This window comes from Nocardia mexicana NBRC 108244 (assembly GCF_001613165.1).
Taxonomy (GTDB): Bacteria; Actinomycetota; Actinomycetes; order Mycobacteriales; family Mycobacteriaceae; genus Nocardia; species Nocardia mexicana.
On record NZ_BDBV01000031.1, the window covers coordinates 1 to 24105 of the forward strand.

Sequence of the window (24105 nt, forward strand, 5' to 3'; positions counted from 1 at the left end):
GGCGGCGGCCAGCTCCCGATCGGCGTCCGCCAGCTCCTGATCGATGATCGCCAGTTCCCGATCTATGGCCGCCAGGTCCCGATCCGCGGCGGACGGTTCCCGCTCGGCGGGTTCGCGGTCGATCCGCGGAGTGGCGCGGAAGCCGACGGTGCTGTAGCCGCCGACGTTGCGCATCCCTCGGATATCGCCCCCGCCCGCTGGGGCCTGCATGTCAACCGATCGCCGCCGCGGTTTCACCCGCCCGGCGCCGACCGGCCGTGCTCCCGCGCCAAACCCGATGGTTCCCACCGCTGTCTCCTGTCAGCTTGTCAGCCTCGCAGTACGGCGTGCAGCTCCTGCAGTGAGCGCACCCCGATTCCGCCGTTGATCGTTGCCTCGATGCCCTGCACGGCCGCGGCCGCGCCCTGCACCGTCGTAATGCACGGAATATTGGCCCCCACTGCGGCGGTGCGGATCTCGTAGCCATCCACCCGCGGTCCCGAGTTGCCGTAGGGAGTATTGAACACGATGTCGATCTCGCCATCCTTGATCTGGTCGACGATCGACGGGCCGAGCGGCGCCGCGTCGCCGCCGGCGACCGGCTCCGGATCGGAGTGCTTGCGCACTGTCTCGCACGGAATTCCGTTGCGCCGCAGCATTTCCGACGTGCCCTCGGTGGCCACGATGCGGAAACCCAGATCGTGCAGCCGCTTCACCGGGAACACCATCGCCCGCTTGTCCCGGTTGGCGATCGAGACGAAGACCGTGCCCTCGGTGGGCAGCGACCCGTAGGCGGCGGTCTGGCTCTTGGCGAAGGCGGTGCCGAAATCGGCGTCGATGCCCATCACCTCGCCGGTGGATTTCATCTCCGGCGACAGCAGCGAGTCGATGCCGGCGCCGTCGGGGCGGCGGAAGCGGTGGAACTGCAGCACCGCCTCCTTGACCGCGACCGGCGCGTCCAGCGGCGCGTGTCCGCCGTCGCCCTCACTCGGCAGCATGCCCTCCTTGCGGAGCTCGGCAATGGTGGCGCCCAGCATGATTCGCGCCGCCGCCTTGGCCAGCGGCACCGCCGTGGCCTTGGAGACGAACGGAACCGTCCGGCTGGCACGGGGATTGGCCTCGAGCACGTAGAGCACGTCGTCCTTCAGCGCGTACTGCACATTCAGCAGTCCGCGCACCCCGACGCCCTTGGCCAGCGCGGCCGTGGACCGGCGCACCGCCTCGATATCGCTGCGGCCCAGGGTGATCGGCGGCAGCGCGCACGCCGAGTCACCGGAGTGGATACCGGCCTCCTCGATGTGCTCCATCACGCCGCCCAGGTAGACCTCGTCGCCGTCGCACAGGGCGTCGACGTCGATCTCGATGGCGTCCTCCAGGAAGCGGTCGACCAGCACCGGGTGCTCCGGGCTCAGCTCGGTGGCGCGCGAGATGTAGCCCTCCAGGGACTGCTCGTCGTAGACGATCTCCATGCCACGCCCGCCGAGCACATAGGACGGCCGCACCAGCACCGGGTAGCCGATATCGGCGGCGATCTTCTTGGCCTGCTCGAACGTGGTGGCGGTGCCGTACTTCGGCGCCGGGAGCCCGGCCGCGACCAGCACGTCCCCGAATTCGCCACGGTCCTCGGCCAGGTCGATGGCCGCCGCGGAGGTGCCGACCACGGGCACGCCCGCCTCGGTGAGCCGCTGCGCCAGGCCCAGCGGCGTCTGCCCGCCGAGCTGCACGATCACGCCCGCGACCGTGCCGGACTCGCGCTCGGCGTGATACACCTCGAGCACGTCCTCGAAGGTGAGCGGCTCGAAGTAGAGCCGGTCGGCGGTGTCGTAGTCGGTGGAGACGGTCTCCGGGTTGCAGTTGACCATCACCGTCTCGTAGCCCGCGGCCGACAGCGTCTGCGCCGCGTGCACGCACGAGTAGTCGAACTCGATCCCCTGGCCGATCCGGTTCGGGCCCGAGCCGAGGATGATCACCTTCTCGCGCTCGGGCTGCGGCGCCACCTCGGACTCCGCGCCCGGATCCAGTTCGTAGCTCGAGTAGTGGTACGGCGTCTTGGCCTCGAACTCGGCCGCGCAGGTGTCGACGGTCTTGTACACGGGGCGGATGCCGAGCCGGTGCCGCAGCTCGCGCACGCCGTTCTCGCCCGCCAATTCCGGTCGCAGCGCGGCGATCTGGCGATCGGACAGCCCGTAGTGCTTGGACCGGCGCAGCAGCGACTCGTCCAGCACCGGGGCATCGAGGATCTCGGTGCGCAGTTCCACCAGCCGGGCGACCTCGGCGACGAACCACGGGTCGATACCCGATGCGGCGGCGACGTCCTCGATGCTCGCGCCCAGTCGCAGCGCCCGCTCCACCTGGTAGATGCGCCCCTCGGTGGGGACCCGCAGATCCTCGAGAATCGCCGGGACGTCGGTCCATTCGCCGTCGGGCCCGGTCCAGAATCCGGTGGCCTTGGTCTCGAGCGAGCGCAGCACCTTGCCCAGCGCCTCGGCGAAGTTGCGGCCCAGGCTCATCGCCTCGCCGACCGACTTCATGGTGGTGGTCAGCGTCGGGTCGGCGCCGGGGAACTTCTCGAACGCGAACCGCGGCGCCTTGACGACCACGTAGTCGAGCGTCGGCTCGAAGCAGGCCGGGGTCTCCTTGGTGATGTCGTTGACGATCTCGTCGAGGGTGTAGCCGATGGCCAGCTTGGCGGCGATCTTGGCGATCGGGAAACCCGTTGCCTTGGAAGCCAATGCGGACGAGCGCGAGACGCGCGGGTTCATCTCGATGACGATCAGGCGGCCGTCGGCCGGGTCGATGGCGAACTGGATGTTGCAGCCGCCGGTGTCGACGCCGACCTCGCGCAGGATGGCGATGCCCAGATCGCGCATCTTCTGGTATTCGCGGTCGGTGAGAGTCATTGCGGGAGCGACGGTTACCGAATCACCGGTGTGCACGCCCATCGGGTCGACGTTCTCGATCGAGCACACCACGACCACGTTGTCGCGGCCGTCGCGCATCAGCTCGAGCTCGAATTCCTTCCAGCCCAGGATGGATTCCTCGATGAGCACGTTGGCCGTCGGGGACGCCGCGAGGCCGCCGCCCGCGATCCGGTCGAGATCGTTGTCGTTGTAGGCCATACCCGAGCCCAGCCCGCCCATGGTGAACGAAGGTCGCACGACGACCGGGAAGCCCAGCTCCGCAACGGTTTCGCGCACCTCCTCCATCGTATAGCAGACCTTGGAGCGGGCCGACTCGCCACCGACCTTCGCGACGATGTCCTTGAACTTCTGCCGATCCTCACCGCGCTGGATGGCCTCGAAATCGGCGCCGATCAGCTCGACCCCGTACTTCTCCAGCACTCCGCGCTCGTGCAGGGCGACGGCGGTGTTCAGCGCGGTCTGGCCGCCCAGCGTCGCGAGAATCGCGTCGGGGCGCTCCTTGTCGATGACCTTCTCGACGAATTCCGCCGTGATGGGTTCCACGTAGGTGGAATCGGCGAACTCCGGGTCGGTCATGATCGTGGCCGGATTGGAGTTCACCAGCGAGACCCGCAGGCCCTCCGACCGCAGCACCCGGCACGCCTGGGTGCCGGAGTAGTCGAATTCGCAGGCCTGGCCGATCACGATCGGTCCCGAGCCGATCACCAGGATGTGGTGTAGATCCTCGCGGCGGGGCATCAGGCTCCTTCCATGAGACCGGCGAAACGGTCGAAGAGATAGGCGGCGTCATGGGGCCCGGCGGCTGCCTCCGGGTGGTACTGCACCGAGAACGCGCGGCCGTCGACCAGGTGCACACCCTCGACCGTGCCGTCGTTGGCGCAGGTGTGGCTGACCTCCGCGGTGCCGAACGGGGTGTCGAAGCGCTGCCCGGCCTCTCCCTCGAGCGCGAAGCCGTGGTTCTGCGCGGTGATGGAGATCTGCCCGGTGGCGTGATCGACGACCGGCACGTTGATACCGCGGTGGCCGAACTTCATCTTGTAGGTCCGCAAACCCAGTGCGCGGCCGAGGATCTGGTTGCCGAAGCAGATCCCGAACAGCGGAAGCCCTTCGCCCAGAACGGCTTTCGTGAGATCGACGGCATCGTCCTGGGTGGCCGGGTCGCCCGGGCCGTTGGACAGGAAGACCCCGTCGGGGTTCAGCTCCTTGATCTGGTCGAGCGTGACGCTCGACGGCACCACGTGCACCCGCATGCCGCGCTCGGCGAACATGCGCGGAGTGTTGGTCTTGATGCCGAGATCGACGGCGACCACGGTGAATCGGCGCTCGCCGGTCGGCTCGATGGTGTAGACGCTGTCCGTGCTGACCTCACCGGCCAGATCGGCGCCCAGCATCGACGGCTGGCCGGTCACCCGCGCCAGCAACTCGTCGGCGGACGCCGCGGCGAGCGCGCCGGAGAAGATGCCCGCCTTCATCGAACCCCGCGTGCGCAGATGCCGGACCAGCGCGCGGGTGTCGATGCCCGCGATGCCGACCACGTGCTGACGCTCCAGTTCCTCGGCCAGCGTGGTGGTGGCGCGCCAGTTCGAGGCCCGGCGCGCGGGGTCGCGCACCGCGTATCCGGCCACCCAGATCTTCTTCGACTCGTCGTCCTCGTCGTTCCAGCCGGTGTTGCCGATCTGCGGGGCCGTGGCCACCACGATCTGCCGGTGGTAACTCGGATCGGTCAGCGTCTCCTGGTACCCCGTCATCGCGGTGCAGAACACCGCCTCGCCCAGCGTCTCGCCCTCGGCGCCGTAGCGCGCGCCGCGGAACACCCGGCCGTCCTCCAGCACCATCACCGCGTCGTTCACGTCTTGTCGTCTCCCGTCATCGTGCCGGTCGCGCCCTTCGTCCAGGCCGGATACACCGTCTTGTCGTCACCGCGGAACCCGGTATCCACCTCGGTCCCGGTCGGCAGCGTCCAGCGAATTACCAGCACACCATCTTCCGTCATCACCTTGCCCGCATGCCCGCGCTCGGTGCGCACCGCCGTGACGGCCTCGTGCGGGATCCAGATCGCGGCGGCCCCGTGGCGTTCCAGCAGGATGCCGCGCTCGAAGCGGGTCAGCTCCGCTGTGGCCCGGAAACCCAGGTCGCCCACCGTGATCCGCTGGATCCAGCTCGGCGCCAGGGTGCTGCCCAGGTACAGGCCCGTGGTCGGCTCCAGCAGCTGCGCGCCGAGATCGGCGGGCACCGCGGGTAGCTCTCCGATCGAGGACGCCTGCCGCCGCGCCTTCTTCTGCCACGCCCGGTACATCAGCCACAGGCACAGCACGAACAGCGCCAGAAACGCGACCACCCACAGCGTTCGCTCCATCTAACGTCTCTCTTTCCCCACCGCTTTGCCGTCGCGGGCGGTGACCCGGCCGCGCAGGAACGTCGCCGTCACCCGCGCCGGCAGGGTCATCGCCTCGTACGGCGTGTTGTCGGAAATGCTCGCGAGCTCCTTTGCCCGCACCGTCCACGAGATGTCCGGCTCGACCAGCACCAGATTGGCCGGTTCGCCGACCGCGAGCGGACGGCCCTGATCGTCGAGTCCCGCGATCCGCGCGGGGTTCTCGCTCATCACGCGCGCGACGCCGCGCCAGTCCAGCAGGCCCGGCTCGACCATGGTCTGCACGATGATCGACAGCGCGGTCTCCAGGCCCAGCATGCCGGGACGCGCCGCGGCGAACTCGCAGCACTTGTCCTGTTCGGCATGCGGCGCGTGGTCGGTGGCCACGCAGTCGATCACGCCGTCGGCCAGTGCCCGGCGCAGCGCGTCGGCGTCGGCGGCCTCCCGCAGCGGCGGGTTCACCCGGTTCACCGCGTCGTAGGTCTCGAGCCGCGAGTCGTCGAGCAGCAGGTGATGGGGGGTGACCTCGGCCGTGATCGAAATCCCTTGGCCCTTGGCCCATTTCACGAGTTCTACGGTGCCCGCGGTGGAGGCGTGGCAGATGTGCACGCGCGCACCGGCGTCGCGGGCCAGCAGCGCGTCGCGGGCCACGATCGACTCCTCCGCGGCGCGCGGCCATCCGGCCAGGCCCAGCCGCGCGGCCGTCGGGCCCTCGTGCGCCACGGCGCCGCCGGTCAGCCGCGGCTCCTCCGCGTGCTGGGCGATCAGCACCCCCAGCGAGTTCGCGTACTCCAGCGCGCGGCGCATGATCAGCGGGTCGTAGACGCAGTGGCCGTCGTCGGAGAACAGCCGAACCCCCGCCTCACCGGCGGCCATGGTCCCCATCTCGGCCAGTTGCTTACCCGCCAGCCCGACGGTGACCGCGCCGACCGGATGCACGTCGACCAGGCCGACCTCCTGCCCGCGCCGCCACACGTGGTCGGTGACCACGGCGGTGTCGGCGACCGGGCTGGTGTTCGCCATCGCGAACACCGCGGTGAAGCCGCCCAGTGCCGCTGCGGCGGAACCGGATTCGATGGTCTCGGTGTCCTCGCGGCCCGGTTCGCGCAGATGCGTGTGCAGGTCCACGAAGCCCGGGAGCAGGATCTGGCCGGTGCCGTCGACGGTCTCGGTGTCGACGATGCCCAGATCCGTGCCGATCTCCCGGATCTCGCCGTCGGCCAGCAGCACGTCGACGGGGTCGCCCGCGCCGTAGAGGCGCACGTTCTTGATCAGCACGGTCACGCCACCGCCTCCCCGGTCCCGATCAGCAGCCGGAACAGCACCGCCATTCGCATATGCACTCCGTTGGTCACCTGTTGCAGCACAGCGGTTTTCGGCGAATCCGCCACCGATGCCGCGATCTCCATGCCGCGCAGCATCGGTCCCGGGTGCAGCACCACCGCATGGTCGTCGAGCAGCGCCATGCGCCGCTCGTTCAGCCCGTAGTTGATCGAGTACTCGCGCGCCGAGGGGAAGAAGCCGCCGTTCATGCGCTCGGCCTGGACCCGCAGCATCATCACCGCGTCCGCGCCGGGCAGCTCGGCATCCAGCGAGTGCGACACCCGCACCGGCCACTGGTCGACGCCGACCGGCAGCAGCGTGCGCGGCGCGACCAGCACCACCTCCGCGCCGAGGATGCTCAGCAGGAAGGCGTTCGAGCGGGCGACGCGGCTGTGCAGGATGTCGCCGACGATCACCACGCGCTTGCCGTCCAGCTCGCCGAGCCGCTGCCGCAGCGTGAGCGCATCCAGCAGCGCCTGGGTCGGGTGCTCGTGAGTGCCGTCACCGGCGTTGATCACGGCCGGGCCCGGGCCCGCGAAACCGCCTGCGCCGGCGTCGATCTCGCCGAACCAGCGGGCGATCTGGTGTGCCGCGCCGGAGGCCGGGTGACGCACGATCAAGGCGTCGGCGCCCGCGGCGTGCAGGGTGAGCGCGGTGTCGCGCAGCGACTCCCCCTTCGACACCGACGAACTCGACGCGCTGACGTTGATCACGTCCGCGCTCATCCACTTGCCCGCGACCTCGAACGAGACCCGGGTGCGGGTGGAGTTCTCGAAGAACACCGTCATCACGGTGCGGCCCCGCAGCGTCGGCAGCTTGCGCACCTCGCGCCCGAGCAGCGCCTGCTCGAAACGCTGTGCGTCGTTCAGCAATTCGTCCGCGCCCGCACGATCCAGATCGGTCACCGACAGCAGATGCTTCACAACTCCACCTCGCTGGCGCTCGGCTCCGTCGTGAACCATCCGGTGGCTGTATCCATGGTTCGCTCGCTTCGCTCCCTCACTGCGACGCGTCCTCCCCTTGATGCAGGTAGACGCCGTCGCGGCCGTCGTGTTCGGTCAAGAGCACGGAGATGTCCTCGCTGCGGGAGGTGGGGACGTTCTTGCCCACGTAGTCGGCTCGGATGGGTAGTTCGCGGTGGCCGCGGTCGATGAGCACCGCCAGCTGCACCGCGCGCGGGCGGCCGAGATCGCGCAGGCCGTCCAGTGCCGACCGCACGCTGCGGCCGGAGAAAAGCACGTCGTCGACCAGCACCACCAGCGCATCCTCGACGCCACCCTCGGGCACCGAGGTCCGCTCCAGCGGGCGGTGCGGCCGATTGCGCAGGTCGTCGCGGTACAGCGTGATGTCCAGCGAGCCCAGGGCGGGCCGCACTCCGGAGAACTCCTCGATCCGCTCGGTGAGCCGGGCCGCGAGTGTCGTTCCGCGCGTGGGAATTCCGATCAGCACCACCCGGGGGGCGTCCGGATCGGCGGAATCGAGGGCGGTCTTCTCGATGATCTGATGCGCCATTCGCGCGATCGTCCGGCCGACATCTCGCGCCGACAGCAGCTCGCGCCCGGCCCGCACGAACTCGGGATCGTGGCGCTGCGAATATTCGGCGGTACTCGGCCTCGCCGCGCCGCCTTCGACGGCGGCACCCGCGGGTCCTTCGGGATTACGCGGACTGCCGCCTTCGGGCCTGACGCGGCCGCCACGGTCTTCGGGCACAGCCATGCCGACCTCCTTCCCCGCCTCGCTGGACGGTCCGTTAAAGGATGTCTTTCGAGCAGTGAGCCTAGCAGCGAGCCCGCAAACGTCCGGCATCGGGGGTGCCGCTGTGAGCGCCGCCACCTGCGCAGATGTTCGGACATCAGGCAATCCGGGGCGGCCGGGGTGGCCACGGTGTTGCGGTACCGGAGCGCGAGCGATCGTTCATACGGTGTATACCAAAATTAGAACCTGTGTCATGCTCGTGTCGTGAGCAACGAAGCCGACTTCACCGAACCGCGTCGCCTCACCTTCCGCGGATACGGCGGAATCCAGCTCGCGGGAGAGAGCTGGGGACCCGACGACGGACCCCTGGCGGTATTCCTGCACGGCGGCGGCCAGACCCGCCATTCCTGGAAGGATTCCGGCGCCGCGCTGGCCAAGGTCGGGCTGCGGGCCGTCCTGCTCGACGCACGCGGGCACGGCGAGAGCGACTGGGCGCCCGACGGCGACTACACCCGCGAGGCGATGACCGCCGACCTGCTCGGCATCCTCGCCGAACTCGGCAGGCCCGCGATCCTGGTCGGCGCCAGCATGGGCGGGCTGACCAGCCTGCTGGCGACCGCGCGGCCGGGCAGCGAGCTGATCGCCGGCGTGGTCCTGGTGGATGTGGTGCCGCGACCGGAACACAAGGGCGTCGAGCGGGTGCTGAAGTTCCTCGGCGGCCACCCGGAGGGCTTCGCCACCCTGGACGAGGCAGCCGATGCGGTGGCCGAGTACCTGCCGCACCGCAGCCGCCCCCGCACCACCGACGGATTGCGCCGCAACCTGCGGCAGCGGGAGGACGGCCGCTGGTACTGGCACTGGGATCCGGCGATGATGTCCGGGCGCGGAGAGGACATCGAACTGCACAGCGCGGTCCTCGAGGACGCCGCCCGGCGGCTCACCATGCCCATTCTGCTGGTGCGCGGGCGCCTGTCGGACGTCGTGAGCGAACAGGGCGTCGCGGACTTCCGCCGCCTGGTCCCGCACCTCGAATACGTCGAGATCGGCGGGGCGGCGCATACCGCGGCCAGCGATGTCAACGACGAATTCTCCGACGCTGTAGTCGATTTCGTGCGCACCCACCAGCCCGCCGCCGGGTGACTCGACCTGCGGCGCCCCGGTAGCTCCCTACAGTGAAGGGGTGGCTGACGCTTTTCTCGCACCGGGGCCGCGGGATACGGCCGGGCCGGGGTGGTTTCTGTGGTGGTTGGTCGTCAGCCAGAAATGGCGGATCGCACTGGGGGCGACCTTGGGCACGATATGGATGGTGTCGCTCGCGGTCCCGCCCTACGTGTTGTCCCGGGCGATCGATGACGGGCTGGCGGCCGGGGATCCGGCCGCCCTCGCCCGTTGGACCGCAGCGGGTTTCGCCGTCGCCGTCGCGAACGCCGGATCCGGCATCGCCCGGCATCGGACCATGACGAAGGTCCGCATGGATGCCGCCGACCGCGTCATCCGGGCGACGGTGCACCGCAGCGTATATCTCGGTAACTCGCTGACGCGCACGCTCGGCGCGGGCGCGGTCACCACCATCGGCACGGCCGATATGCAGGTGATCGCGCAGTCGCTGACGATCACCGGGCCCGGGGTCGGCGCGGTGATCGCCTATCTCGTGGTCGCCGTTGTGCTGCTGTCGATCTCGCCGCCGCTCGCGCTGGTCGTGCTGGCCGGGGTGCCGTTGATCATCGGCCTCACCATGCCACTGCTGCGCCGGATCCAGCAGCGCGGCCAGGGCTACCGGGAACATCAGGGTGCGTTGACCGAGCGGCTCGCCGACGTGCTCAGCGGCCTGCGGGTCCTCAACGGACTGGGCGGCAAGGCGCGGTACGGGGCCCGCTTCCACCGCGAGTCGCAGGCACTGATCACCCGGGGCGAGCGCGTGGGCGCCGTGGCCAGCTGGGTCGACGCCCTCGCCACCGGCCTGCCCACACTGTTTCTCGCGCTGGTCACCTGGCTGGCCGCCCGGATGGCGGCCACCGGGGCGATCAGCGTCGGTGATCTGGTCGCCGTCTACGGATACGCCGCCGTACTGATCGTGCCGGTCGGGTTCCTCATCGAGGGCGGCAGCAGCGTCGCCCGGGGCCGGGTCGCGGCCGACCGGGTGGTCCGGCTGCTGCGGCTGAACAACGAGCACGACAACGACGCGATCACCGACACCCCACCGGAAACTCCTGCGGCGCTGCGAGATCCGGACTCCGGCGCGATGGCGCCGCCGGGGCTGTTCACCGTACTCGCCTGTGCCGCACCGGCCGACGGCGTCGCGATCACCGACCGGCTCGGCCGGTTCGCGCTCTCCGATGCGACCTGGGGCGGCGCCGAGATCGACGGGGTGCCGCTGGACGCGGTCCGATCACGAATCCTGGTCGCCGACAACGACGCCCACCTGTTCACCGGGTCGGTCCGCGAGGTCGTCGCGGGCCGCCACGACGCCGACGACGAGCGCATCCGCGCGGCGATCCACACCGCGGCCGCCGACGATATCGTCGACGCGCTGCCACGCGGACTCGACGCCGTGATCGGGCCCGGGGGCCACAACCTGTCCGGGGGCCAGCGGCAACGGCTCCGGCTCGCCCGCGCACTGTACGCCGCGCCCGAGGTGCTGCTCGCGGTCGAACCCACCTCCGCGGTGGACGCGCACACCGAGGCACGCATCGCGGACCGGCTCGCCGCGGACCGCCGCGGCGCGACAACCGTGCTCGCCACCACCTCACCGATCGTGCTGCACCGCGCCGACCTGGTGTGTTTTGTCGTCGACGGCCGGGTCGCCGCCACCGGGACGCATCGGCGACTGCTCGACACCGAACCGGGCTATCACCGCCTCGTCACGCGCGGCGACGACACCCGGGTGCTGCGATGACGATCCTGCTGCCGGTTGCCGGCGCGGCCCGCGTCCGGCGCGCCGCCTGGCGGGAGATACGCTCGGACCGAACGCTTTTCGGCACGGCGATGATCGCGAATATGCTCGCCGCGGGGGCCGGGCTGCTGACGCCGCTGCTGCTCGGGCGCATTGTCGATGCGGTCACCGCGACGCAGGGCCGCGCCGTGCTCGCGACGGTGGACCGGCTCGCGGTGGCGATCCTGATCGTGACCGTAACCCAGATCGCGCTGCTGCGTTACGCGCAGGCGCTCAGTTATCGCTTCGGCGAGCGCACGGCCGCGCGCATCCGTGAGCGTTTCCTCGACCGCACCCTCGTGTTGCCCGGCGCCCTGGTCGAGCACGCGACCACCGGGGATCTGATCACCCGCGGCACGGCGGACGTGAACGCCGTCGCCATCATGCTGCGCGGCATGGCACCGCAGCTGCTGCTGGCGTCCGTGCAACTGGTGTTCCTCATGGTCGCGGTGGTGCTGCTCGATCCGAGGCTCGGCGGTTTCGGGTTGGGCGCGCTGGTCGTCGCCTCCTTCGCGCTGCGTTCCTACCTGCGCCGCGCCGAGGCCGCCTATCTACGGCAGGCCACGACCGCCGGACAGGTCAACGAGGTCGTCACGACGACCGCGGAGGGAGCGCGAACCGTCGAGGCCTTCGGGATGGCGCGCACCCGCATCCTGGCGGCGGACGCCGCGATCGCGGACAGCCGGCAGGCACGGCTGGCGACCCTCGGGCTGCGCACTCGGCTGTTTCCGGTGGTGGAGATCGCCTGCGCGCTACCGGTGGTCGGCGTCTTGCTGCTCGGCGGCTGGTTGCACCGCAACGACCTGATCTCCCTGGGCACGGTCGTGGCCGCGGCGCTGTACCTCCAGCGGCTGATCGATCCGCTGAACCTGTTCATGCAGTGGCTGGACCAGATTCAGAGCGCCACCGCCGCATTCGCCAGAATCGAGGGAATCGCGGCGGCGCGGTCCGAGGCGGGACCCGCGACGATTGCCGAGCCCGCGGATGACCGGATCGTCTGCGCCGATGCGTATTTCGCCTACGCTGACGGCCGCGATGTCCTGCACGGCATCGACCTCGATATCCGGCCCGGGGAGCGCCTCGCCGTCGTCGGTCCTTCCGGCGCCGGGAAGTCCACGCTCGGCAGGCTGCTCGCCGGGATCGAGGCGCCCCGCCGCGGTTCGATCACCGTCGGCGGCGTGCCCGTCGCCGGACTCGATCCGGATCGGCTGCGCCGCCAGGTCGTGCTGATCACCCAGGAACACCACGTCTTCCGCGACACCCTCCGCGAGAACCTGCTTTTGGCCGCCCCGACCGCCACCGATACCGAGCTGCGCGCGGCGCTCGCGGCGGTCGGTGCGAACTGGGCCACGGAGCTGCCGGACGGTCCCGATACCGTGCTCGACGGCCCACATCGGCTCGATGATGCTCAGGCACAGCAACTCTCGCTCGCCCGCGTGGTGCTGGCCGATCCGCACACGCTGATCCTGGACGAGGCCACCGCGATGCTCGACCCGACCACCGCCCGCGATACCGAACGCAGCCTGGCCGCCATCCTGTCCGGCCGGACGGTCATCGCCATCGCCCACCGGCTGCAGACCGCACACGATGCCGACCGCATCGCGGTCATGGAGGACGGCCGCGTCACCGAACTCGGCACCCACGCAGAACTCCTCGCCCGTCACGGCAGCTACGCCGCCCTCTGGCGTACCTGGCACGGCTGACCACGATGCTTGAACATATGTTCGATAGAACGTAGATTCGATCTCATGTCGACACCGCTGCAGGGTTCGCTGCTCGACGGCTTCGGGGATCTCGGACTGGAGCCGTTGGACGGGCTACGGCGCACGGTCCTGGACGGCGGGGCCTGGGTGGACGTGCTGCCGGGCTGGCTGTCCGGGGCGGATCTGCTGTTCGAGCGGCTCGCCGCGCAGGTGCCGTGGCGGGCGGACCGGCGGCAGATGTACGACCGCATGGTGGACGTGCCGCGGCTGCTGCGCTTCTACGACGAGCGGGAGACACTGCCGGATCCGCTGCTGGACGAGGCGCGCGACGCGTTGAGCGAGCACTACCGCGACGAACTCGGCGAGCCGTTCCGCACGGCGGGGCTGTGCTACTACCGCGACGGGAACGACAGCGTCGCCTGGCACGGCGACACCTCCGGCCGCGGCGCGACGCACGACACCATGGTCGCGATCGTCTCGGTCGGCGCGCCCCGCCCGCTGCTGCTGCGCCCGCGCGGGGGCGGCGCGAACATCCGCTACCCGCTCGGCCACGGCGACCTGATCGTGATGGGCGGTACGTGCCAGCGCACCTGGGAGCACGCGGTCCCGAAGACGCGGCGGCCGGTCGGCCCGCGGATAAGCATCCAGTTCCGGCCCCGGGGTGTCCGATAGCCACGCACTGTTCAGGCTCCGGCCGCCGGGCCGCAAGCGAGCCATAAGCGTTCTCGTCGTACCGGCCGGTTAAATTGGCTCCATGAATACAGTTGGGGCGGGAATCCTCTCGGTGATGCCGCTGCACACGATCTCCGACGTGCACGGGGAGCGCGGGTTGCGGCGGCGCCTCGAGCTGGAGACGGAGAAGCTGCCGGAGCCGGAGCGGGTCGGGGCCGCACTGGAACTCGCCTCCGACCTGCACCGCGAGGACCGCTACGGGCGGGAGCCGTACGTCAATCACCTGTTGCGCGTGGCGATTCGGATCGTCAGCCACTACGAGGTCCGCGATACCGACGTGGTGGTGGCGGGCCTGCTGCACGATGCTGTGGAGGATCACGCGCCCGAACTGGCCGGTGCTCGAACGGGTCCGGCCACCGACGGGGCGCTGACGGAAATGTGCGAGCGGTTCGGCGGCCGGGTCGCGACGCTGGTCGCCGCCGTCACCAATCCCCCGCCGGACCCCGCGATGGACCGGCACACCCAGTACCGCGAATACGTCTCGGCCAGCCTCGATCGCGACCCGTGGGCACGCGTCGTGAAAATCTCGGATTTCACCGACAACGGCGTGGGCATCCTGTACGCGACCGGTCCCGTCATGCACAAACTGGCCACCAAGTACCGCCCCCTCACCAACGTCTACCGCGACCTGGTAACCCGCACCGACACACCGCTCGCCGACCACGTGAAGGACCACATCCTCGACCAGCTCGACCGCGCCGACGAGCGTTTCGAGGCAATCCTCGACCGCACCTGACGCGCCGCGGCGGTAGCCCGCACCGGACGCACCCCTTATCCGCTCCCGCACCCCGTGCAGAGGCTTGTAGCGGGTGCGGGAACACGCACGGGGTGCGTCGTGAGTGGGTGGAGCGGCTAGGGGCGGCGGGCGAATTCCGGGGCGTGTTCCGGGAGGACGCCGCGGGCGACGAGGAACGGCGGGATGCCGCGCACGACCGGGAGTCGCCGAAATATGCGCAGGAGCAACGGGGTTCGTTCGGAGTTGGAGAGATTGACCGCTCCGGAAACCGCCGGGGCGATGGCGCGCGCGTGCGCAATGCGTTGCATCCCCTGGGTTATCACCGTGGGCAGGAGGCGTCGGCGCTGCACGCGGGCCAAATCGGCGACCGTCACCCGGCGCGAGAGCAGCGCGGGCGCAAGGATTCTCGCCGCGGCCACCGCATCCTGCACGGCGAGGTTGATGCCGACGCCACCGACCGGCGACATGGCGTGGGCGGCGTCGCCCAGGCACAGCAGTCCGTCGGCGTACCAGCGGTCGAGGCGATCGAGCTTGACGTCGAGCAGCTTGACCTCGTCCCAATCTCGGAGGACATCGGACCGATCGGCCAGCCAGGGAACGATTTCCGCCATGCTGCGCATGATCTCGCCGACCGGACCCTGCCGCAGGGCCGCATCGCTGCCCTTGGCGATCAGGGTCGCGCACTGCCAGTAGTCGCCGCGGTCCAGCATGATCGCCACCCGGTTGGCGGTGAGCACCGGGACGCCACCGGCGGGATCGGTGTCGTGCCGGGGAATTCGGAACCACCACACGTCGAACGGCGTCGCCCAGCGGCGCGAGCCCAGGCCCGCCGCGGACCGCAGCACGGACGTGCGCCCGTCGCAGGCCACCGTCAGATCGGCCCGAATCTCGCCGGCGCCACCCGCTTTCGCCCGGTACCGGATCCCGGCGACGCGGCCGTCCTCCCGAATCACGTCGGTCGCTTCGGTATTCATCCGCAGCCGGAAGGTCGGCTCCCGGTCGCCCGCGCGCGCGAGCAGATCGAGCAGGTCCCACTGCGGCACCATGGCGATGTACTTGTGCCTGCCGGGCAGCCCGGTGAACGTCGCCAGGGCCTGCATCCGGCCGCCGATCGGCAGCTGCACCGTCGTCAGCCGCCGCTGGGGCAGTTTCGCGAACTCCTCCCCCAGGCCCAGCTCGTCGAGCAGGTCCAGGGTGGTCGGGTGCACGGTGTCGCCGCGGAAGTCGCGCAGGAAGTCGCCGTGTTTCTCCAGCACGGTCACCTCGACACCGGCCCGGGCCAGCAACAGCCCCAACACGATTCCCGCCGGCCCACCGCCGGTGACGAGACAGGTCGTTCGCTCCATCGGACATCCTCCGGGACGCGTCGGAAACGCCGGTCACCCTCGATGCTAGGCCGGAATCCGGGGCCCGATGTGCCGATCGGCTCAGGCGCGGGCGCGGCGCAGGATGAAGAAGTAGGGGTCGGCCATGCCGCGCAGGTCCATCACGCCGAGCAGGGTTTCGTCGTCTACCAGCCGGAAGACGTCGATGATCGGCAGGTGATCGTAAACCATTGCGGCGCTGACCTTTCCGCGGAACTCCAGGTTGCGCAGCCGGGCGCGCGGCGGCCGCGTCCGCAACAGAGGGCGCAGCGCGGGCAACAGCCTGCGGGCCAATCGCACACCCGCGAGCGGAATCCGGCCCGCGAGCGCCAGCGGCACCCGGCGCGGATCGACCGGGAACACCGCCTCGTCCGGGCCCGCGAACAACAGCGGCTGCACACTGTCGGGACCGTCGAACTGCTTTCCGTACCAACCGGATTCGACCAGCACACCGGCCCACGGGTGCCCGGTGTCCAACTCGTCGCCGTGCCAGCGGCCGGTGGTGATCTCGTCGACGCGCACGGCGGGCAGGCCGTCGAACAGTTCCCAGGCCTGCTGCGGCGTGCAGCCCTCCTGCCGGAGCGCCCGCAATCGGGCCGCGGGCGTGTCGACGCCGGTCATAACGTCCTCCTCGACGATGAGAGCAGTTGACTCATTGGCCCTCACATTATCTCAGCACGTGCGAGCGGAGTGACCGAGGCCACCGACCCGAACACTAGACCTGAAGCATTCTTCAGGTAGCAACATGACCGACATGAACGCAGCACACGCCGAGGCTCCCACCGTCGAGGACACCGCCACCGACCACACCGACGACACCGCCGCGATCCGGCGGCTCGTCGCCGATGTCGAGGCGGGCTACAACACCAACGACGCCGAGCTCATGACCTCTGGTTTCATCGGAAACGCCACCGTCGTCAACGCGGTCGGCACGCTGCTCACGGGACGGGACGAGCTGCTCACCAGCAGCCGGGCCGGGCTGGCCGGATTCCTGAAGGACGAGTACGTCCGCTACGACGTCACCGACATCACCTTCCTGCGCCCGGACGTGGCCATCGCGCACAAGGTCGCGCGGGCCACCACCGCGGACGGCGAGCCGATCGATGCCGATCCCGCAATGATCGCCCTCTACGTGCTCGTCAAGGAGGACGGCCGCTGGTGGGCCGCGGCCCGCCAGAACACCCTGATCCCCCGGACTGCCTGAGGTCCGGGAGCGCCCCCGCCGGCCCACGTACACCCTCGGCGGGGGCGCACTCACGGTCGCGGCCGCGAATGCGCGACGGCGCTAGGCTGGCGGGTGTGCAGACCAGCCTCCTGCCGCACGTGGCCGCCGCCAACGACCTGACGGGGCGGTGGTGCGCCGTCGCGGGCACCGATGACTTCGTGCTGTCGGGGTGCGGCGCGTGGCCCCTGCTCGGCGTGCTGGCGACCGCGGCGAACGAGCCGGTGCGCTCCGAATTGGCCGCGGCCGTGGGACTTTCGGCCGACGATGCGCAGTCGGCCGCGCTGCGGCTGCTGTCGGAACTCGCCGACGCGGAGACCGTCGCGGGGGCACTCGGCGTCTGGGTCCGCGACGATGTCGAACTGCACGAGCAGTGGGCGCGGTCGCTGCCGGACGGCGTCGTCGAGAAGCTCACCGGGCAGGCGGCGCTCGACGCCTGGGCCGACCGCCACACCGCGGGCCTGATTGAGCGGCTCCCGCTCTCGGTCACCGGCGATACGCTGCTCGTGCTCGCCACCGCGGTGGTCGCGAGAACCGCGTGGCTGCAGCCGTTCCACGACGATGTGCTGGAGCCGTCGGACGGGCCGTGGCGCGGGCACCGGGGTCGCGGGCTGTCCCGCGATTCGCAACACCTGCGCGACGCGGCGATCCTGTCCGGCGCGGCACCCGTGACGCGGGTGGTGGTGCGCGGCACCGGCGATCTCGACGTGCACCTGCTGCTCGGTGACGGCACGCCGGGTGAGGTGCTCGGTACCGGATTCGGCGCGCTGGACGGTTCGGTCGAGGCGCATACCGACCTGCCGATCGGGACCGAGGCGCCCGGCCTGGCCGTACGCAAGACCCGGGCCGTGGCCGATACCCTGCGGATTCAGCTGCCGCCCTTCGAGATCCGCTCGTCACACGACCTGCTCGCGCATCCGGATCTGTTCGGGCTGCGCACCGCGACCGACGGCACGCGGGACCGGTTCCCCGCGATCTCCACGACGCCGCTCCGGGTCGACAGCGCCGCCCAGGACGCGCTGGCCCGGTTCACCCGGGACGGGTTCGAGGCCGCCGCCGTCACCGCGATCGCCCTCACGCGCGCCGCTGCCGCGTTCCGCCCGCGCCCGGCCGTCGAGATTTCCGCGACGTTCGACCGTCCGTTCGGATTCCTTGCCGTGCATCGCCCGACCGGCCTGGTGATCGTCGCCGGTTGGGTCGCCCGGCCGCCCGGATAGTTCCGGACGAACCGCCCCCGGACCGACACCGATCGATCTACCGTCAGCCATGACAGTTTCGAATGCCGAATTACTCGCGCGGGCCTTCGCGGGATTCCGCGACGGCGATCTGACGGCCCTGCAGGCGCTCCTGCACCCGGATTGTGAACTGGTGGTGCCGGATTCGATACCGTACGGCGGGAATTTCCGCGGAGCCGAGGAGGTCTACGGCTGGTTCGCCCGGCAGCTGTGGCGCTGGTTCGACGAATTCTCTTCGACGCCTACGGGTTTCATCGACGCCGGAGATCAAATCGTGGTCCCCGTGCACGTCGCCGCCCGCGCGAAGAACGGCACCGCCGTCGAGGTGGACAACGTCTGGATCTACGAGTTCGCCGAATCGAAGCTGGTGCGCGGCACCGTGTATGCCGACACCGCGCGGCTGCGCGACGCCGTCGAGGGCGTGGTGCCGGACTGAGCCGCGGCGCGGGGACTCAGCCCGTGATCTCCCATTCGTACACGGTGACCGCCGAGGCGCCCGTGGTGTGAATCGGGTCGGTGTGCACCAGATCCCGTGCGGCACCCAGGCTTTCGGCGAGGATCACATACGCGCCGCCCGTGCCGTCGGTGAAACGGCCGGTGCAGTCGAGCTGCCCGCGGGAGCGGACGTCGGCCAGCCAGTCGCGGTGCGGTTCGATGACCGCATCGTCCCAGTCCGGAGTGCGCACGGCCATGACGAGGTACTTGCGCACTCAGGCCTCGCCGTCGGGATGCGGCGTCGCGCGGGTGGCGGCGGCCGCCGCGCGGACCTGCGGCGCCACCTGCACCACCTGGCCGAGCACGCCGTTGACGAAGCTCGGCGAATCGTCGGTGGACAGCTCCTTGGCCAGCTCCACGGCCTCGTCGACGGCCACCACCGGCGGCACCTCGGCGGCGTGGAAAAGCTCCCACACCGCCACCCGCAGAATGGCGCGGTCCACGGCCGGAAGCCGCTCCAGCGTCCAGTCCTGCAGATAGGACTCGATGCTGCCGTCGACCCGGTCCAGGTCGTCGGCGACGCCCTCGACCAGGGTGCGGGTGTAGGGATTCACCGGCGCCACCGCATCGTCCCCGACCAGCTGCTCGCGCTCGGCGAGCAGGTCGGCCGGGTCGATATCGCGGGCTTCGGCCTCGAACAGCAGGTCCACCGCGCGGCGGCGGGCCTTGTGCCGGGCACCCAGTTTCTTGTACGAGGAGCGCTTGCCCTCGGGCTGATCGGCCACAGTCACCAGATTAGGCGTTGACTCGGCCGAGGTAGCCACCGTCGCGCGTATCGATCTTCAGCTTGTCGCCGGTGTTGATGAACAGCGGCACCTGCACCTCGGCGCCGGTCTCCATGGTGGCCGGCTTGGTGCCGGCGCTGGAGCGGTCGCCCTGCAGACCCGGCTCGGTGTTCTGGACGACGAGCTCGACGGTGACCGGGAGCTCCACGTACAGCACCTCGCCCTCGTGCACGGCGACCTGCACGAGCATGTTCTCCAGCAGGAACTTCGCGCTCTTGCCGAGGATCTGCTCGCCGATGTGGATCTGGTCGAAGGTGTCGCTGTCCATGAAGATGTAGTCCGACCCGTCGTGGTACAGGTAGGTCATATCGCGCCGGTCCACGGTGGCGACCTCGACCTTCACGCCGGCGTTCCAGGTCTTGTCGACGACCTTGCCGGAGACGACATTCTTCAGCTTCGTTCGCACGAACGCCGGCCCCTTGCCCGGCTTGACGTGCTGGAACTCGACAATCTGCTGGAGATTGCCGTCGACCTTCAGCACGAGGCCGTTCTTGAAGTCGCTGGTGTCCGCCACAGTCCTCGGGTCTCCTTGTTTCGTTCGAACGCAGTCGGCCGACCGTGATCAGTCGACCACGGTCAGGTCTTTGGTGGTCAGGGTGAGCAGTTCGGGACCCCCCTCGCGAACCACGAGCGTATCCTCGATCCGGACACCGCCGCGGCCGGGGAAGTACACACCTGGCTCGACGGTCACCGCCATGCCATCGAGCAGTGTACCCGTGCCCATTTTGGCGATTCCGGGTGCTTCGTGGATCTGCAGGCCGACGCCGTGCCCCAGCCCGTGCACGAAAAGCTCGCCGTGGCCCGCGGCCTCGATCACCGAACGGGCCGCGGCATCCACCTCCGCGCACCCCGCGCCCGGCTTCAGCGCCTCCCGGCCCGCCCGTTGTGCGGCGCGGACCAGCTCGTACACCTCACGCTGCCAGTCGGCGGGCTCCCCGAGCACCAGCGTGCGGGTCATATCCGAGTGGTAGCCGCCCACCACCGCGCCGAAATCGAACTTCACGAAATCCCCCGCCGCCAGCACCGCGTCGGTCGGACGATGGTGCGGCACGGCCGAATTCGGACCGGCCGCGACGATCGTCTCGAAGGCGACGGCGGCGGCACCGTGCTCGAACATCAGCCACTCGAGCTCGCGCGCGACCTGCCGTTCGGTGCGGCCAGGGCGTAATGCGCCCCGCTCGAGCAGGGATGCCAGCGCGGAGTCGGCCGCCGCGCAGGCCGCCCGCAACTGCTCCACCTCGTAGTCGTCCTTGACCATTCGCAGCTGTTCGACCAGGCCGCGGGTCGGCACCAGTTGCAGGCCGCTGCCCTGCTCTACGAAGCCGCGATGCTGATCCACGGTGACGATGTGGCTCTCGAAGCCGACCCGGCCCGTCTGCCACTCCCCGGCCAGCTCGATGATGCGGCGCGCGCTGGCGCGGGCGATCTCGGCGCGCAGATCCGGCACCTGCTCGCCGACCTGAGTGGCGTAGCGGCCGTCGGTGCAGATCACCGTGCGGTCCTCCGCACCGTCCCAGGAGAAGATCAGCAGCGCCGCATTGGATCCGGTGAATCCCGTGAGGTACCGGATGTTGATCAGATCGGTCACCAGCAGGGCGTCGACGCCGTTCTCCACCAACAGGTTCCGCAACGCCGCCCGGCGGGCCGCGTGGTCGGGGCGTCGCGCGCCGTGATCAGCAGACATGAACCCAACGCTACCGCTGCCGCGCCGCGACATCCCCCACACCACCCACAGTCGTCTCGTTCCCGGCGACATGCGGCACCTGCGCGGACACCTGCGGCGGCGGCATTGATAGGCACGCGTTGTTCACATGCGTTGGGGTTGTCCACATTTCACGATCGGCGGCCCCACCGGCCCGCGATCCGGGCAACGATAGGCCACATGACAACCGTCGCGTTCGGATTGCTGGCCGTGTGGTGCGCGCTGCTGAGTGCCGTCGACCTCCGCGAGCGGCGCCTGCCCGACCCGCTCACGGGTTCCGGCGCCGTCGCGGTCCTCGGCTACGCGCTGGCCGCCGATCGGTTCGCCGCCGCCCTGGCCGGGGCGCTGCTGCTGTCCGTGCCCTACCTCGTCATCCATCTCGCCTCCCCGGCGGCATTCGGCGCGGGCGATGTGAAGCTGGCCGTCGGTCTGGGCGCGGCCGCCGCCTGCGGCGGCGGTCAGGCGTGGGCGTGGGCGGCGATCGGCGCCCCGCTCCTCACCGCCGTCGCGGGCCTGGTTGCGCTCGCCCTGCCGCTCAGCCGCGCCGGTCCTGCGCGGCGCGCCGTGCCGCACGGGCCCTCGATGTGCCTGTCGACGCTGCTCGCCCTGCTGCTGGCGGGGTGAGCAGGCAGGCCCGGCGGCCGCGCCGTGGCGACGGTGACCGAGGTCGCGGCCCACCGGATGTCCGGCCGACGGTGTTCACGTGGAAAGATGGACGGCGTGTTGCGCTGGATTACTGCTGGTGAGTCTCATGGTCCTGCCCTCGTCGCGATCCTCGAGGGGATGGTGGCCGGGGTGGAGGTGACCTCCGCCGATATCGCCGCGCAACTGGCGCGCCGGCGGCTCGGGTACGGACGCGGGGCGCGGATGAAGTTCGAGGCCGACAAGGTCACCGTGATCGGCGGCGTGCGGCACGGGCGCACCATGGGCGGCCCGGTCGCGATCGAGATCGCCAATTCCGAGTGGCCGAAGTGGACGCAGGTGATGGCCTCGGATCCGGTGGACGAGGCGGAACTGGCCGAGCTGGCGCGCAATGCGCCGCTGACTCGGCCGCGGCCCGGCCACGCCGACTACTCGGGCATGCTCAAGTACGGCTTCGACGACGCCCGCAACGTGCTCGAGCGGGCCAGCGCCCGCGAGACCGCCGCCCGGGTGGCGGTCGGCACCGTCGCCCGCCAGTTCCTGCGCCAGGCGTTCGGTGTCGAGGTCGTCTCGCACGTGGTGTCCATCGGCACGGCCCGGTCCGCCGACGGCGTGGTGCCGACGGCCGCGGATCTGGCCGCGATCGACGAGAGCCCGGTCCGCGCCTTCGACAAGGAGGCGGAGGCGGCGATGATCACCGAGATCGAGGCCGCCAAGAAGGACGGGGATACGCTCGGCGGCGTCGTGGAGGTCGTGGTCGAGGGCCTGCCGGTGGGTCTGGGCTCGTTCACCAGCGGCGAGAACCGCCTGGACTCGCGGCTGGCCGCGGCCCTGATGGGCATTCAGGCCATCAAGGGCGTCGAGGTCGGCGACGGATTCGAGACCGCGCGCCGACGCGGCAGCCAGGCCCACGACGAGATGCGGCCGGGCCCCGACGGGGTGCTGCGCTCCACCAACCGCGCCGGTGGCCTCGAGGGCGGCATGACCAACGGCGAGCCGCTGCGGGTCCGCGCGGCGATGAAGCCCATCTCCACCGTGCCGCGGGCGCTGGCGACGGTGGACATGGCCACCGGCGACGAGGCCGTGGCCATCCATCAGCGTTCGGATGTCTGCGCCGTGCCTGCCGCCGGTGTCGTCGCCGAGGCGATGGTGGCGCTGGTCGTGGCGCAGGCCGCGCTGGAGAAGTTCGGCGGCGATTCGCTAGCCGAGACCGTCGGCAACCTCACCAGCTACCTGAAGCGGATCACCGCGCGCCCGCACCTGCCGGGCGCCGACGGTTCATGATCGTGCAGACCGACCCGCGCCGGCCGAGCGTGGTGCTGGTCGGGCCGCCCGGAGCGGGGAAGTCGACGATCGGCCGCAAGCTCGCCCGCGAACTCGGCGTCGACCTGTACGACACCGATGCCGGGATCGAGCAGGACGCCGGGCGCAGCATCCCGGAGATCTTCGCCGCTGACGGCGAACCGGAATTCCGGCGCATGGAGGAGCGCGTGGTGCGCCGCGCGATCCTCGAGCACAAGGGCGTGGTCTCCCTCGGCGGCGGCGCGGTGCTGTCCGCCGCCACCCGCGAACTGTTGCGCGGGCGCACCGTGGTGTACCTGGAAATCAGTGTCGCCGAAGGACTTCGGCGCACCGGCGCCAGCACCAACCGCCCCCTGCTCGCCGGCGACGACCCGGGCGCGAAGTACCGGGCGCTGATGCGCGAACGCCGCCCGCTCTACCGCGAGGTGGCGAGCATCCGGGTGCGCACCGACGGCCGCAGTCCGGGTCGCGTGGTACGGAATATCCTGGGCAAACTGGGCGTCGAGCCGGTGCAGCCGAAGCCGGAACCCGCCCCCGCCGCACCCGCCGACGGCGAGGAAACCGGTAGGCGGTCCCGTTCACGACGCCGCCGACGCCGGGGCCGCGGCGGCAAGGCCTCGAATGCCGCCGCGACGGAATCGAACTCGCAGACCGAAACGAATTCCGCGGGTGCTCAGCAGGATTCCGAGTCTCCTTCGACTTCGGTTGCACCGGAGTCGAATTCGGCAACCACCGACGAATCCGCACCCAAACGCCGCTCCCGCCGCTCGCGACGCGGAGGCCGACGGCGCTCCCGGAGCGCCGATACCGCCGAGAGCACGGACGCCGAAAGGCCGGCCGCGCCGCCACAGAACTCGTCCGGGGGCGACGCCTCGAAACCCCGGGCGACCGCACGACCTTCGGCGGCATCTCGGGCCGACGAGGGCCGCCCCACCGGAACCGGAGCCGCCGGGGCGACACGCA

At 70.4% G+C, this 24105-nt stretch carries 22 protein-coding genes and 1 pseudogene; 11 read left to right on the plus strand and 12 right to left on the minus strand.

The window, feature by feature from the left end:
• Window positions 1–308 precede the first annotated feature (308 nt).
• The 6 genes from carB to pyrR all read right to left on the minus strand — a co-directional run bounded on the left by carB (window position 309) and on the right by pyrR (window position 8313).
• Complete coding sequence (gene carB / locus NM1_RS12765) at window positions 309–3638, minus strand: carbamoyl-phosphate synthase large subunit (RefSeq protein ID WP_068018741.1); 3330 nt, start codon at window positions 3636–3638, stop codon at window positions 309–311.
• Window positions 3638–4735: a glutamine-hydrolyzing carbamoyl-phosphate synthase small subunit gene (carA, locus tag NM1_RS12770; RefSeq protein WP_068018837.1), complete on the minus strand. Its 1098-nt coding sequence runs from the start codon at window positions 4733–4735 to the stop codon at window positions 3638–3640. Before carA ends, carB begins: the two co-directional genes overlap by 1 nt.
• Window positions 4736–4746: 11 nt before the next feature.
• Window positions 4747–5256, minus strand: coding sequence for a PH-like domain-containing protein (locus NM1_RS12775; protein WP_068018744.1), 510 nt, complete (start codon window positions 5254–5256; stop codon window positions 4747–4749).
• Entirely contained in the window at window positions 5257–6558 is a 1302-nt protein-coding gene (locus NM1_RS12780) for a dihydroorotase (RefSeq protein ID WP_068018747.1), read from the minus strand. It lies immediately after the preceding gene.
• Window positions 6555–7520: an aspartate carbamoyltransferase catalytic subunit gene (locus tag NM1_RS12785; protein ID WP_068018750.1), complete on the minus strand. Its 966-nt coding sequence runs from the start codon at window positions 7518–7520 to the stop codon at window positions 6555–6557. The genes NM1_RS12780 and NM1_RS12785 overlap by 4 nt, the downstream gene beginning before the upstream one ends.
• Before the next feature lie 76 nt (window positions 7521–7596).
• A complete protein-coding gene (gene pyrR, locus NM1_RS12790) occupies window positions 7597–8313 on the minus strand; it encodes a bifunctional pyr operon transcriptional regulator/uracil phosphoribosyltransferase PyrR (protein WP_246011269.1) in 717 nt (238 codons plus the stop codon).
• A 243-nt stretch (window positions 8314–8556) separates the two neighbouring features.
• Here pyrR and NM1_RS12795 point away from each other — a divergent pair, with 243 nt between their 5' ends.
• The 5 genes from NM1_RS12795 to NM1_RS12815 all read left to right on the plus strand — a co-directional run bounded on the left by NM1_RS12795 (window position 8557) and on the right by NM1_RS12815 (window position 14395).
• Window positions 8557–9432, plus strand: a complete 876-nt coding sequence (locus NM1_RS12795; protein WP_068018753.1) for an alpha/beta fold hydrolase — start codon at window positions 8557–8559, stop codon at window positions 9430–9432.
• Window positions 9433–9472: 40 nt separating this feature from the next.
• Window positions 9473–11188, plus strand: a complete 1716-nt coding sequence (locus NM1_RS12800; RefSeq protein WP_068018756.1) for an ABC transporter ATP-binding protein — start codon at window positions 9473–9475, stop codon at window positions 11186–11188.
• On the plus strand, window positions 11185–12927 hold the full coding sequence (locus NM1_RS12805; RefSeq protein WP_068018761.1) for an ABC transporter ATP-binding protein: 1743 nt from the start codon (window positions 11185–11187) through the stop codon (window positions 12925–12927). The genes NM1_RS12800 and NM1_RS12805 overlap by 4 nt, the downstream gene beginning before the upstream one ends.
• Window positions 12928–12972: 45 nt before the next feature.
• Window positions 12973–13599, plus strand: a complete 627-nt coding sequence (locus tag NM1_RS12810; RefSeq protein ID WP_068018763.1) for an alpha-ketoglutarate-dependent dioxygenase AlkB — start codon at window positions 12973–12975, stop codon at window positions 13597–13599.
• Between the two features lie 82 nt (window positions 13600–13681).
• Window positions 13682–14395 (plus strand): HD domain-containing protein, encoded by a 714-nt coding sequence (locus NM1_RS12815; RefSeq protein WP_068018766.1) that lies wholly within the window; start codon window positions 13682–13684, stop codon window positions 14393–14395.
• Window positions 14396–14511: 116 nt separating this feature from the next.
• Here NM1_RS12815 and NM1_RS12820 read toward each other — a convergent pair whose 3' ends face one another.
• Together NM1_RS12820 and NM1_RS12825 are read right to left on the minus strand one after the other, a co-directional pair.
• The gene (locus NM1_RS12820) at window positions 14512–15741 is read right to left on the minus strand and encodes an FAD-dependent oxidoreductase (protein ID WP_068018768.1); all 1230 of its coding nucleotides are present in this window, start codon (window positions 15739–15741) and stop codon (window positions 14512–14514) included.
• Between the two features lie 81 nt (window positions 15742–15822).
• Window positions 15823–16380, minus strand: a complete 558-nt coding sequence (locus tag NM1_RS12825; RefSeq protein WP_068018771.1) for a DUF4334 domain-containing protein — start codon at window positions 16378–16380, stop codon at window positions 15823–15825.
• A gap of 133 nt (window positions 16381–16513) precedes the next feature.
• Between NM1_RS12825 and NM1_RS12830 the strand changes: the two genes are divergently transcribed.
• The 3 genes from NM1_RS12830 (at window position 16514) to NM1_RS12840 (ending at window position 18652) form a co-directional block, all read left to right on the plus strand.
• Window positions 16514–16963 carry an SgcJ/EcaC family oxidoreductase gene (locus NM1_RS12830; protein ID WP_068018843.1) on the plus strand — a complete coding sequence of 150 codons (450 nt, stop codon included), beginning with the start codon at window positions 16514–16516 and terminating at the stop codon, window positions 16961–16963.
• Between the two features lie 95 nt (window positions 16964–17058).
• Window positions 17059–18198, plus strand: coding sequence for a serpin family protein (locus tag NM1_RS12835; protein WP_084519531.1), 1140 nt, complete (start codon window positions 17059–17061; stop codon window positions 18196–18198).
• A 49-nt stretch (window positions 18199–18247) separates the two neighbouring features.
• Complete coding sequence (locus tag NM1_RS12840; RefSeq protein ID WP_068018777.1) at window positions 18248–18652, plus strand: nuclear transport factor 2 family protein; 405 nt, start codon at window positions 18248–18250, stop codon at window positions 18650–18652.
• A gap of 16 nt (window positions 18653–18668) precedes the next feature.
• Here NM1_RS12840 and NM1_RS12845 read toward each other — a convergent pair whose 3' ends face one another.
• The 4 genes from NM1_RS12845 to NM1_RS12860 are packed head-to-tail and all read right to left on the minus strand — an operon-like array spanning window position 18669 to window position 21180.
• Entirely contained in the window at window positions 18669–18926 is a 258-nt protein-coding gene (locus NM1_RS12845; RefSeq protein ID WP_211339388.1) for a YciI family protein, read from the minus strand.
• On the minus strand, window positions 18927–19436 hold the full coding sequence (gene nusB / locus NM1_RS12850) for a transcription antitermination factor NusB (RefSeq protein ID WP_068018779.1): 510 nt from the start codon (window positions 19434–19436) through the stop codon (window positions 18927–18929).
• A gap of 10 nt (window positions 19437–19446) precedes the next feature.
• Window positions 19447–20010: an elongation factor P gene (gene efp / locus NM1_RS12855; RefSeq protein ID WP_068018782.1), complete on the minus strand. Its 564-nt coding sequence runs from the start codon at window positions 20008–20010 to the stop codon at window positions 19447–19449.
• A 48-nt stretch (window positions 20011–20058) separates the two neighbouring features.
• Entirely contained in the window at window positions 20059–21180 is a 1122-nt protein-coding gene (locus NM1_RS12860) for a M24 family metallopeptidase (protein WP_068018785.1), read from the minus strand.
• A 198-nt stretch (window positions 21181–21378) separates the two neighbouring features.
• Between NM1_RS12860 and NM1_RS12865 the strand changes: the two genes are divergently transcribed.
• The 3 genes and pseudogenes from NM1_RS12865 to NM1_RS43935 all read left to right on the plus strand — a co-directional run.
• Window positions 21379–21822: a prepilin peptidase gene (locus NM1_RS12865; RefSeq protein ID WP_068018788.1), complete on the plus strand. Its 444-nt coding sequence runs from the start codon at window positions 21379–21381 to the stop codon at window positions 21820–21822.
• A gap of 96 nt (window positions 21823–21918) precedes the next feature.
• Window positions 21919–23124 carry a chorismate synthase gene (gene aroC / locus NM1_RS12870; protein ID WP_084519533.1) on the plus strand — a complete coding sequence of 402 codons (1206 nt, stop codon included), beginning with the start codon at window positions 21919–21921 and terminating at the stop codon, window positions 23122–23124.
• A pseudogene (locus tag NM1_RS43935) lies at window positions 23121–23639 on the plus strand (shikimate kinase); the annotation flags it as partial. The gene aroC and the pseudogene NM1_RS43935, both read left to right, overlap by 4 nt.
• Window positions 23640–24105: the final 466 nt, after the last annotated feature.